General features: G+C 72.7%; 12 protein-coding genes. 5 read left to right on the top strand and 7 right to left on the bottom strand.

What is annotated here, in order from left to right; translation table 11 throughout:
• The coding region (locus tag NBZ85_RS20040) for a type 1 glutamine amidotransferase domain-containing protein (RefSeq protein ID WP_261562392.1) at positions 1 to 673 on the bottom strand (673 nt) is incomplete at its 3' end.
• A 446-nt stretch (positions 674 to 1,119) separates the two neighbouring features.
• Between NBZ85_RS20040 and NBZ85_RS20035 the strand changes: the two genes are divergently transcribed.
• Together NBZ85_RS20035 and NBZ85_RS20030 are read left to right on the top strand one after the other, a co-directional pair.
• The gene (locus tag NBZ85_RS20035) at positions 1,120 to 2,214 is read left to right on the top strand and encodes an aromatic ring-hydroxylating oxygenase subunit alpha (RefSeq protein ID WP_261557003.1); all 1,095 of its coding nucleotides are present in this window, start codon (positions 1,120 to 1,122) and stop codon (positions 2,212 to 2,214) included.
• 513 nt (positions 2,215 to 2,727) lie between these two features.
• The gene (locus NBZ85_RS20030) at positions 2,728 to 3,045 is read left to right on the top strand and encodes a hypothetical protein (protein WP_261557002.1); all 318 of its coding nucleotides are present in this window, start codon (positions 2,728 to 2,730) and stop codon (positions 3,043 to 3,045) included.
• Between the two features lie 25 nt (positions 3,046 to 3,070).
• On the opposite strand, the gene NBZ85_RS20025 is transcribed toward NBZ85_RS20030, so the two are convergent.
• The 4 genes from NBZ85_RS20025 to NBZ85_RS33835 all read right to left on the bottom strand — a co-directional run bounded on the left by NBZ85_RS20025 (position 3,071) and on the right by NBZ85_RS33835 (position 6,851).
• Entirely contained in the window at positions 3,071 to 3,946 is an 876-nt protein-coding gene (locus NBZ85_RS20025) for an amidohydrolase family protein (protein ID WP_261557000.1), read from the bottom strand.
• Between the two features lie 42 nt (positions 3,947 to 3,988).
• Positions 3,989 to 5,782 carry an SDR family NAD(P)-dependent oxidoreductase gene (locus tag NBZ85_RS20020; protein ID WP_261556998.1) on the bottom strand — a complete coding sequence of 598 codons (1,794 nt, stop codon included), beginning with the start codon at positions 5,780 to 5,782 and terminating at the stop codon, positions 3,989 to 3,991.
• A gap of 203 nt (positions 5,783 to 5,985) precedes the next feature.
• A complete protein-coding gene (locus NBZ85_RS20015) occupies positions 5,986 to 6,402 on the bottom strand; it encodes a hypothetical protein (protein WP_261556996.1) in 417 nt (138 codons plus the stop codon).
• Positions 6,403 to 6,470: 68 nt separating this feature from the next.
• Complete coding sequence (locus NBZ85_RS33835) at positions 6,471 to 6,851, bottom strand: hypothetical protein (protein WP_372517738.1); 381 nt, start codon at positions 6,849 to 6,851, stop codon at positions 6,471 to 6,473.
• Here NBZ85_RS33835 and NBZ85_RS20010 point away from each other — a divergent pair.
• Complete coding sequence (locus NBZ85_RS20010; protein WP_372517737.1) at positions 6,844 to 7,497, top strand: alpha/beta hydrolase-fold protein; 654 nt, start codon at positions 6,844 to 6,846, stop codon at positions 7,495 to 7,497. The two genes, NBZ85_RS33835 and NBZ85_RS20010, sit on opposite strands and share 8 nt — an antisense overlap.
• Positions 7,498 to 7,711: 214 nt before the next feature.
• On the opposite strand, the gene NBZ85_RS20005 is transcribed toward NBZ85_RS20010, so the two are convergent.
• Positions 7,712 to 7,891: a hypothetical protein gene (locus NBZ85_RS20005; RefSeq protein WP_261556992.1), complete on the bottom strand. Its 180-nt coding sequence runs from the start codon at positions 7,889 to 7,891 to the stop codon at positions 7,712 to 7,714.
• A gap of 218 nt (positions 7,892 to 8,109) precedes the next feature.
• On the bottom strand, positions 8,110 to 8,316 hold the full coding sequence (locus NBZ85_RS20000) for a cold-shock protein (protein ID WP_136448852.1): 207 nt from the start codon (positions 8,314 to 8,316) through the stop codon (positions 8,110 to 8,112).
• Positions 8,317 to 8,590: 274 nt separating this feature from the next.
• On the opposite strand from NBZ85_RS20000, the gene NBZ85_RS19995 reads away from it, so the two are divergent.
• Both NBZ85_RS19995 and NBZ85_RS19990 read left to right on the top strand, forming a co-directional pair.
• Positions 8,591 to 8,776 carry a helix-turn-helix transcriptional regulator gene (locus tag NBZ85_RS19995; RefSeq protein ID WP_261556991.1) on the top strand — a complete coding sequence of 62 codons (186 nt, stop codon included), beginning with the start codon at positions 8,591 to 8,593 and terminating at the stop codon, positions 8,774 to 8,776.
• Positions 8,777 to 8,869: 93 nt separating this feature from the next.
• On the top strand, positions 8,870 to 10,450 hold the full coding sequence (locus tag NBZ85_RS19990; protein WP_261556990.1) for a Na+/H+ antiporter: 1,581 nt from the start codon (positions 8,870 to 8,872) through the stop codon (positions 10,448 to 10,450).
• Positions 10,451 to 11,153 lie beyond the last annotated feature (703 nt).

The raw sequence follows: 11,153 nt of genomic DNA, 5'->3' as shown, positions 1-11,153 counted from the left end.
CTCCCGAGTTGCGGGCGAACACGTCGGCGGCCCGGCGGTCGGCGGACGTCTGCCCGGCGACCTGGCGTGCCGCCTCGGCGTCACTCGGGCCCGCCCCCGCCGGCCGGGACCGGTCACCCGCGGGGCGGAAGCGGTCCACGATCGCCGCGCAGAAAGCCTTCAGGTCGTCCGGGCGGCGGCTGCTGATCAGCGTGTTCGGGCCGGCGGTGTCGACGACGGCCTCCTCGTCGACCCAGGTGGCGCCGGCGTTGACGAGGTCGGTACGCACACTCGGCCAACTGGTGATCCGCCGGCCGCGCACAGCCTCGGCCTCGATGAGCGTCCACGGGCCGTGGCAGATCACCGCGACCGGCCGGCCGGTGTCGAAGAACGCCCGGGTGAACCGGACGGCGTCGCGTTGCGAGCGCAGGAAGTCGGGGTTCGCGACGCCGCCGGGCAGGACCAGGGCGTCGAAGGCAGCGGGGTCCGACTGCCCGACCGTCTCGTCGACGTCGAAGCGGTCGGCTCGGTCGAGGTGGTGGAAGGCCTGGATCTTTCCGGGGGCGGTCGACACGAGGACCGGCTCGCCGCCGGCCGCCCGCACCGCCTGCCAGGGCTCGGTGAGCTCGACCTGCTCGACGCCCTCCGGCGCGGCCAGGAACGCGATCCGGGTACCCGCGAGCTCGTTCGGCATCAGTGTGTTCCTCTCTGGCCCGTGTCGGTCCCGTCCTGGCCGTCCGCGACGGGTCCGGTTCGTCTCCGTCGGCCTCGACGGAACTCCTCTCGGCTGCCATGCCCGGCCTCGGGCCGGTTACGCCGGTCCGGCACCCGCACAGCCCATTCGTGACTCAGTGTCATAAAGAGGGGGACGCATCGCAGTTTTTGGGATGCCCAGGCGAGGCCAACTCCTACGCAATGCGACACAGCAGCTCCTGTCGGAATTACGACTCAGACCGGAGCATCAACCTTTCAAGGCCGACACATACGATTTCCTCCGACCGGGACATACGATCTTGGGCCGCCGCGACGGCGGTTCACCGGGACGTGTCCGCCGCACCGAGGAGGCATCCGATAGACCGCAACGAGCTCATCGACCTGACTCGACGGGCGCTCAAAATCGCAACAGACAAAACAACGGACATGACGCCCGTGGAGCGGCGTCATCCAGCGGCGATGTTCACGGACCAGGAACGCTTCGAGCGGGAGCGGGAACTCGTTCTGCGGTCGCCGCAGCTCGTCGGCTACCGGTCCGAGCTGCCGGCACCGGGAAGTTTCTGCACGAAGACCGTCATGGATATTCCCGTGCTGCTGACCCGCGGGTCCGACGGTATTGTCCGGGCTTTTCAGAACGTGTGCACGCATCGGCAGGCGCCCGTCGCGAAGGGCTGTGGCGCCGCCGAGCGTTTCGTGTGCCCTTTTCACGCGTGGACCTTTGACAACCGCGGCAGCTTCGTCGGCGGCCCCGGCCGGGAGGGTTTTCCGGCCACCATCGCGGCCGGCGCCAACCTCACCGAGCTGCCCGCCGCCGAGCATTCCGGTTTCCTCTGGGTGGGCCTGCGGCCCGACGCCGGACCGCTGGACATCGACACTCATCTCGGCGATCTCGGCCCGGAGCTCGAGTCGTGGAACATCGGGAACTGGGCACCGGTCGGCGAGAAGGTGCTCGACGTTCCGGTCAACTGGAAACTCGCACTGGACACCTTCGCGGAGAACTACCATTTCGCCACGGTGCACCGGGACACGTTCGCCGTGTTCACCAAGAGTAACTGCGCGCTGTTCGACTCCTACGGCCAGCATCACCGGCTGGTGTTCCCGATGCGGCACATCGGCGATATCGCCGACCAGCCGGAGGAGAGCTGGGAGCCGCTGAACAACTTCGTGGTGATCTACGCGCTGTTCCCGAACATCGTGCTGTCGGCCACCGTGGCCAACGGCGAGGTCTTCCGGGTCTACCCGGGCAGCAAGCCGGGCCATTCGGTGACCTACCACCAGAACGCCTCCCCGATGGACTTCTCCGACGAGTCGATCCGCAAGGCGGCCGACGACGTCTTCGAGTACGCCCACGCGAGCGTCCGCGACGAGGACTATCCCCTCGCCGCCGACATCCAGCGGGCGATGAACTCGGGCGCACGCGCCGAGATGATCTTCGGCCGTAACGAGCCCGGCCTTCACCACCGGCACTCGGTCCTCGACGAGGCCCTCGGCGAGTCAACCGGCGAGTCGCTCGGCGTCTGACCTGCCGTGCGCGGGCGGGTCCCCTCCCCGCCCGCGCCCCACGCCGGCGCCAGGCCAGCCCGCCACACGTCGGCGTCGGCGTCGGCGTGCGTGGCACCGGCACGCGGCGGCCCTGCTGCCGCCGCGCTGACAGCCGGTGCACCCCGCACCCAGCAGATCCGAGAAACCTGCGGGGTGCGCGCCGACAACCCGGCCGGATGCTCGTGATCGGCGACATGCTGGCCGTCACGACAGCCTGGGCACCCACACCGGCTATGGCGCCTGCACGATCCTGCTCGCCGACGACGTCGGCGGCCTGGAGATCCTCGGCCCGGACAGGGCCTGGCACGGGGTGCGGCCGGCGCCCGATCGGGCGGTGCGCCACCTCGCCCGCTCCAGGCCGCGGCGGCACGGGCCCGACCTGCACGCCAAGCCTGGCAGGAATCCCCAGGCCGGTGTCAGGAGTCCCCGGTCCGGCCGGCGATGACCTTGGGCCCGGCGGTGGTGGCCGGACGGCGGCGTAGCGTGCTGCCCATGGCATCGGTACCCACTGCACCCGTCGTCGCGGTCGGCCTCGTCGGCGGCTATTCGGCTGCCCGTCTCAGCGGGCGCCGGGAACTCGCCGGCGTCGTCCTCGCCGTCGCCGGCACGGTCTGCGGACGCACCTGGCTGCGCTCCCGCGGCCCCGTGGTGACGGGCGTGCTGCTCGGCACGTACACGGCGGCGTTCGGCGCGGCTCACCCGCTCGCGAAGAAGCTCGGGGCCTGGCCCTCCGTCCTCACCGTCGCCGCTGCCGCCACGGCCACGACCTACCTGCTCGCCGACCGTCCCACCAGCAACGCCTCCGCCTGACGCGCCGACCGGCCGGCCCGCCGGCTCAGCAACGGTAGATCCGGGCGGCGTTGGCGGCGAACAGGGCGTCGCGTGCCGGGGCGGCGAGCTCGTCAACGAGCTGCGCGTACGTCCCGTACAGGTCGTCGTAGCTGCCGAACATGCCGTCGACGGGGAAGTTCGACGCGAACAAGCAGCGGGCCGGGCCGAAAACCTCCAGGCTGTGCGCCACCCAGGGACGGAACGACGCGGCATCGATGCGATGCAGGGTCATCGCCAGGCCCGACAGCTTGCAGTGCACCCGTGAGCCAAGCCCGGCCAGGCGGGCCATGCCGTCGCGCCACACTGCGGCGTGCTCCGGATCCTCCGCCAGCGGCCAGCCGGTGTGTTCGACCACGACGGTGAGGCCCGGGAACGCGGCGAGCGCGGTGGCCGCCGCCTCCATCCCCTCCGGATGGACGACGAGGTCGTAGACCAGGCCGCGGTCCTGGAGCGCGCCGAGCAGGGCCTGCCCGGCGTCGGTGTCGAGGTCGAGGCCGGCGCTGGCGCGCACGCCGCGCAGACCCGGCGCGCCCGCCTGCGCGTCGAGCTGCGCCAGGATCCCGGCAGCGCCGCCCTGCCCGTCGACCCCACCGATGATCGCCCGCGGCTGGCCGGTTTCCTTGGCCAGCCGGGCGAGCTCGGCGGTCTCGGCCACGAAGTGCTCCGGTGCGGCGGTCACGTGCACGTACGCCTCGACGTTCCAGCGGCTCGCCTCGGCGAGGAACGTCGGCTGGTCGTAGGGCCGGCGCATCCGGTCGGCGTCGGGCATGCCGACGGCGGCGAGCGAGGTATCGGCGGCGGCGAGGAACGGGTACCAGTCGGTGCGGGCCGGATCCCAGTGGTGGACGTGCGCGTCGACGACCCGTCCTGGATGTTCCACAGCAGCCTCCCGAGGGACGATGCGATCAGCCGAACGGAGCTGTCAGCCGAACGGCGCGAGGGCGTCGCGCAGCGCGTCGTCGGTCCAGGGGCCGAGCTCGGCGCCGGCCAGTGAGGCGGTGACGGCCGGCGCCGGGTGCGCGCGCAGGCCCAGCCAGCCGGGCCGTACGACGAGTTCCGCGCCGGCCAGCGACGCGGTGCCCGGCGCGGCGACGAGACTCGCCACCAGCTCCACGAGCGGGACGCGGTCGGCCGAGTGCGGGCTTTCCGCGCTGACCGCGAACACCGCCAGCCCGCTCCCGGAGCCGTCGGAACCGGTCGGGGCGGTCGGGGTGTCGTTGACGGAACGCGCGAGCTGGGTGACGGCCTGCGCGGCGCTGCGGGCGCCGGGGGTCACCGCGGGCACGACATGCACGACGCGCAGCGAACGTCCGGTTGCCGCCACGTACCGCGCGGCGGCGCGGGTCCACGCGACGTGCCCGAGGATCGTCGGCGCCGTCCCGGCATGGCTGTCCAGGATTGCGCGCCAGTCGACGCCCGGGCCACCGGGCCCCGCCGACCCGGCGGCCCCATGCGTCCCGCCCGGCTCGGCGCTGCCGCCGCCCGCATCCGGCCCGAGGGCGACGGTCGTGTCGGCGCCGATCCCGTGGGCGCCGTGGATGACGACTACAGCGTCGAGCCCGGCACCGGTGTTCGCCGCGGCCCGGTGGATGCCGTCCTCGGCCGCCGCGAAGGCGGGCACCGCGCCGCCGGTCCCGGCGCCGCCGACCGGCGCCGCGGCGGTGGCGTAGCCCCAGGGGGCGAGCGCGGCGGTGAGCTGTTCGGTGAGCGCGCGATCGTCGCCGACGACGAGGCAGGCTCGCTCGGCCGGCCCCGCGGAACCAGCTGCCCCCGCGAAACCGGGTGGCCCCGCGGAATCGGGTGGTGCGGCCGCGAGCAGGCCGGAACGCGGGTTCGAGCCGCCGGTCGAGCGCTGCTGTGCCTGAGCCGGCGCCAGCACCAGCGGCACGAGCGCGCCCAGGGCGACCGCGGCACCCACGCCGCCCGTCGCGATCGCCTCGACCAGGCGCGGCGGGGCGATCAGGGACAGCTCCGAGCCGGCGGAGAACAGCACCCGCCCGCGGCACCAGCCGAACTGCTCGCTCGCCAGCCGGGCTGCGGCGGGGGCCATGTGCTGCGGCTGCGGCATCGCGGACAGGTCGAGGCCGCGCGGATCGACGCCGGCGGCGACGAGCCCCTCGGTCACCATCCTGGTCGCGGCGATCGGCGACAGCGCGTTCACCGCCACCCCCGCGGGCAGGACCGGGCCGAGCTGCCAGGTCAGGGCGGCGACGGCCCGCTTGGCGCTGCCGTAGGCCGGGCCGTCGACCGAGGTCCGGGCGAGCCCGACGCCGGAGGTGACACCCACGATGCGGCCGTATCCGGCGGCCAGCATCCGCGGCAGCGCGGCGGTCAGCAGGTTGAGGTATCCGCCGAGGTGGACGCCGAGCACCGCCGCCCAGTCGTCCGCCGAGGCGTCGGCGATGCGAGGGAAGCGCAGGATCCCGGCCGTGTTGACGACGATGTCCAACGAGCCGAACCGCGCGACAGTCTCCTCGACGAGCCCGTGCACCGCGGCGGCGTCGGTCACGGAGATCGGTGCGGCGACGGCACGCCCGCCGGCGGCCTCGATGCGCCGGACGGTCGCCTCGGCGGTGGGCTCCCCCAGCGGCTCGCCGCGCAGGCTGTCGCCGTTGTCCAGCACGACGACGGTGGCGCCGCGCCGGGCGAGTTCCACCGACACCGCCGAACCGATGCCGCCCCCGCCACCCGTCACGATCGCCACGCGGTCCCGCACCCGACCGACCTCCCACCCGTCCCGTCAGAGGTGACGCCACTCACACGCTATGAGGCAGGCAATTCACCGTCAACCAACTGGCTGGGGGCAGGTGTCGGGCCGGCGGGCGCGGGGCACCGGCCGCGCTCACCGTGTCGCCTGCTCCCGCAGGCCGCCCCAGAGGCTGTCGCGGGCCCGGGTCAGGGCGACGATCTCCATGCCGGTCAGGGCCCGGTCTGGACGGTGGCGGTGACGGCGCGGAGCAGATCACCGAGAAGCTCCCAGGCGGTCTGGGCGGCCGCGGCGTTCTCGCCGGTCGGCGATGCCGCGGCGAGCAACTGGACGGTCTTCACCGCCGCGTACAGGTAGAGCGGGCGGGCCCGCCAAACGGTGAGCTGCGGATACGTCTCGTCCAACGCGCGGTGGACGCTGCGTCGCAGCGGGATGTCGGGGTTACGGCGAGCGAAATCCATCCGGTGCAGGATGGTCACGGCCGCGTCGATCTCATCTGGGTCCGGCCGCCAGGCCCCGATTCGCAGCGCGGCCTCGGCCTCGGCCAGCGCCTCGGCGGCGGCCACCGCCGGATCGCCGCCGCCGAAGGGCACGGGCGGCGGAGCCCAGTCGTCGTCATCATCGGTCACCCGACTACCGTCCCTGACCGAAGCGGCTCTGAGACGTCGAGTGACGAGACCCATAACGGGCAAAGAATTCATTGAATTTTACGCTCGGCCCGGCCGGTGGCGGCGCTCACACCGCCGTCCCAGGCCGGCTCGCGCGGGCCGAATGGCATGATCGGCACCATGCGACCGAGCAGGCGAACGCTGGTGATCTCGGCACCGGTCGCGGCGGCCGGCGCCGTCGTCGCCGGACTCGCCGCCGGCTGCCACGGCCCCTCCTCTACCGCCGGTCCCCACGCCACAGCGGAGGGGGCGACGTCCTCCGCAGCAGCCCAGCGCGCCGGCACCGAGAGCACACCCCGAGGCATGGCGTCGCCGGGAGCGGTGCCGCGGGCGGCGGCCGCCGGCCCGGCGGTGGTGGCCAGCACGACGTTCACCAGCGCGGCCCGGCGCCGGCCGGTCACGATGGTCACCGTCACCCCGGCGGGCGGCGGGCGCGGCCTGCCCGTGTGCCTCGTCCTGCACGGGCGGGGTGACGACGCGCGCCGCGCAGTCGGCCTGCTGGGCCTCGACAGGCTGCTACCGGCCGCGATCGGCGCGGGCGTGGCGCCGTTCGCCCTGGTGACCGTGGACGGCGGCGAGACCTACTGGCACCCGCGGGCCTCCGGCGACAACCCGGAGGCGATGATCCTCGACGAGATCCGGCCCCGGCTGGCCGCGGCGGGTCTGCGCACGACCCGGCTGGCGGTGCTGGGCTGGTCGATGGGCGGCTACGGCGCGCTGCTGCTGGCCCGGCGCCATCCCGCCCTCGTGGTCGCGGCGGCGGCGAGCAGCCCGGCGATGTGGCGCACCTACGGCGCCAGTGCCCCCGGCGCGTTCGACTCCGCCGCCGACTTCGCCGCGCACCGCATCCTGGGGACCGCCCCGGCGCCCGGGGTGGCGTACCGGATCGACTGCGGCGACGCCGACCCGTTCGCCGCCGTCTCCCGGCGGGCCGTCGCGGACCTGCGGCCCCAGGAACACAGCCTGGGCCCCGGCGGCCACACCCCCGCCTACTGGCGCGCGGTCGCCCCCGCCCAGCTCGCCTTCGTCGGCGCCGCCCTGAGCCGCGCAGCCTAGCCGAGTACGTCCTATCTACTCGGGGTCATAGACGATCTGTATTGGGTAACGGTTGCGGTGTCGCAACCTACCCCGCCGTCGAACCTCGGACCACGAAACCTTCACCGGTAACGACCGGTCACGATGCGGCGGGAAGCGCGTTGCGGTGCGATGCGCACGATCCGCAGGGCTTACGCCGTGCAAAACGCACCGCGACCTGCCCCCACCCTATTGATCATGGTGTTCCGCGGAACCGTGCCCGGCCCGTGCCTCGCAGCTCCTCGGCACGTTTGCCCAGCGCCAAGGCCAGGCGGTCGTAGTCCCGTTTCGCCCACGACCGTTCCGCCCACGGCTGGTCGGCCGCGACACAGCTGACGAACACCGTCGCCGACCCGCCGGGCGTTTCCGCTCGCACCGGTCAATTCTGGCATCGTTTGATCGTGGATCTTCCGAGCCGTGAACGGGTGGATCCGTACAGGCCTCGGTGGAGGCTCGGGGCCTCGAGACTCTGCCCCAGAGCGGAGGAGACCGCGTGAGCCGGTTGGCACGCGGCCGCCCACACAAGCGGGCCGTCCCTGCGCTCCGGCCGGCTTCGGCCGGAGCGTGGGACGGGCTGGTGAGAGCGCCGCCGCGCTAGTCGATGGCCTCGACCTTCGCGGCCTGCAGACCCTTCTGGCCCTGCTCGATGTCGAAGCTGACGCGCTGCCCCTCATCGAGGGACTTGAAGCCCTCACTCACGATCGAGGAGAAATGGACGAAAACGTCGCCGCCCCCGCCGTCCACCGAGATGAAGCCGAAGCCCTTTTCGGCGTTGAACCACTTCACAGTTCCTGCTGACACGGTCGCTCCTCACTGTGCTTGCCGCGGCACATCCACACGATGCACCGCCTACCTCCGCTGACCGGATCGCTCCGGTCAGCGGCTCGTGCCATCCTGAAGGTGACCGGCGGCACCAAGAAGAGCAACATCAGCAAGGGTACCTGGATGCGGCGCGAGCGGCTGCGGGTCCCTCCGTCCGAAGCGCCAGACCACGCCCGTCCGTGGTCCCCGCTGTGGGCGGGGCGCGGCGCTCAGTGACAACGCCGGGTGTGGCGTTGTCGCATAGCATGACGGTATGGCGGTAGACGATCTGTGGACGACCGCCGACATAGCCCATCGGCTGTCGATCTCGGCACACCGTGCCCGCGGCCTGTGTGACCGCGACGATTTTCCCATGCCCATCCACTCCGTAGGACATTTCGTCCTGTGGCGTGCGCGCGACGTCGAAGCCTGGCTCGCCCAGGGCCGTCCTGATCTCTGACGGTGCCGGCCACGCTGCCGGTACCCGCCGGCGCGAGCCGCGTCCCATCGGGGGCAGCACGTGTTGGAAGAAATAACTTTCGGGTTGATCGGTGTGGCGCTCGTGGTGTCGGCCGCGCTGGCCGCCCGCCGGTTCGGCCTGCCGGCGCCCGTGCTGCTGGTCGGGGCGAGCGCGGTCTATGCGCTGCTACCCGGGCCCACCGTCCGGCTCGAGCCGGACCTCGTCCTTGCACTGATCATTCCGCCCCTGCTCTTCTCCGCCGCGCTGAGCTCGAGTCTGGTGGAGATTCGCGCGAACCTGCGCGCAGTGATCTCGTTGTCCGTGCTGCTCGTCGTCGTCACCGCGCTGGCTACCGGCGCGGCGCTCGTCGTCGTGGTGCCGGGTCTGTCCTTCGCCGGCGCCTGCGCCCTCGGGGCCGCGCTGGCGCCGCCCGACGCGGTGTCGGCCCTGTCCATCGGGCGGCGGGTGGGCCTGCCGGACCGGCTGCGCACCGTCATCGAGGGCGAGAGCCTGTTCAACGACGCGACGGCGCTGACCCTGTACTCGGTGGCGGTGGCCGCGACGATCGACGGACGGTTCGACGCCCCGCGGGTCGCCGGGCGTTTCCTGCTCGCGGTCATCGGCGGCCTCGCCGTCGGACTCGTCGTGTCCTGGCTGGTCGGCCAGCTACGGCTGCGCATCGAGGACCCGGTGACCGAGACGACCGTCTCCCTGGCGACTCCCTTCGCCGCCTACGTGCCCGCCGAGGCGCTGCACGCCTCCGGGGTCCTCGCGGTGGTGACCGCGGGGCTGATCCTCGGATCGCAGTCCCGCAGCCTGCTGTCCGGGCCCGCCCGGCTGCACGCACGCGCGGTGTGGCGGCTCGTGGACCTCCTGCTCGAGGGCTTCGTCTTCCTTCTCATCGGCCAGCAGCTCGCGGCGGTCATCCCGGCCATCGGGCACTATCCGCTGCCGACCGTGGCGGCCGCGACGGCGGTGACGGTCGGCGCGGTCGTGCTGGTCCGGCCACTGTGGCTGCTGCTACCCGCGATGCTGCCGAGCCGCCTGCGCTTCCTGTCCCCCCATCCGCACCTTTCGACCCGCGAACTCGCGGCGCTGTCCTGGTCCGGAATGCGCGGAGTGATCTCGCTGGCCGCCGTGTTCGCGCTGCCGAGATCCGTCGACGGGGCCGGCTTCCCGCACCGGGACCTGCTGGTGTTCTGCGCCTACGTCGCGGTGCTGGTGACACTCGTCGGCCAGGGGCTCACGTTCGGGCCGGTCCTGCACCGGCTGAACGTGCGACCCGACGTCGACGAAGCTCGCCGGCAACGCGCCCGCGCCCGGGTCGCGGCGGCCGACGCCGGTCTGCGGACGCTGGCCGCCGTCCATGATCAGGGCCAGCTTCCCGACGATCTCATCCTGCGCCTGCGCACGGCCGCCGAGGAACGCAAGCGGCGCAGCCAGGACAGCCTGCGCGCGCTGAGCCTCGCCGACTCGGGCCGGCCCCCCACCGCGAGCCTCACGGAGGCGTTCGGCCGGGTCCGTCGCACGATGATCGAGGCGGAACGGGACGAGCTCCAGCTCTGGCGCGACACCGGGCACCTGTCCGACGCCTCCCTGCGGCTACTCGAGGACGAACTCGATCACGAGGAGGGCGCGCTGCCACCATCTCAACCACAACCACCGCCCTCCTGACCGGGCCCGCCGCCGAGATCTCCCCGGTGCGAACCACCCGTCCGGGGGACGCATGCGCACGACTCCGCGTCGCCCCGCGCGGCGGGCGACTGGCCATCCCCGGGCAGAGGTGCATACTGGAGACGATGACCGAGTCAGCGGTGCCCCGACGTCGCCTTCCCAACAGCCCCTTCAAGGTTCCGGCGGTCCCTGCACAGGAGCGGTTCACGGTCGGAGACCGGGTCACCCACGATGTGTATGGGCTCGGCCGGGTCATCGGAGTTACCGGAGAGTCCTCCGTGGATGTTGATTTTGGCTCCCGCCAGGAGCGCATACCGAGCCCGTTCAGCCGGATGTACCGTCTCTGACGGTCCGGTCACGGTTCGTAACAGTCCACGGGCATCGCGCCGCGGACAGCAGTTCCGGCGCGACCGCCTGGCCGATCGTTTGCCGACGATCCGTCCCCGAAAGCGAGACACCCCTCATCGCCACCCAGTCGATCCTTAGCTTTTCCGCGCCGCGAGCAGCCCGGTCCCAGCCGAGGCGAGAGCTTCCGCCGCCGACGACCCGCCCGTTTCAGATGCCCGACTTCGGTCAGCCTGACACGGAGGCCACCCCGCAGCCGGTCTCGGTCGCGCAGGTCGCCAGCCTCGTCTTCCAGGCTCCTCCCCCCGCCCCGGCGTCGGCGACGGCCCTGCCGGACGTCGAACCGGCCGAATCGGCC

The organism is Frankia tisae (assembly GCF_025403405.1).
Classification (GTDB): Bacteria; Actinomycetota; Actinomycetes; order Frankiales; family Frankiaceae; genus Frankia; species Frankia tisai.
The sequence above is the reverse complement of the archived record's forward strand: the minus strand, read 5'-3'. Positions and strand labels throughout refer to the sequence as shown.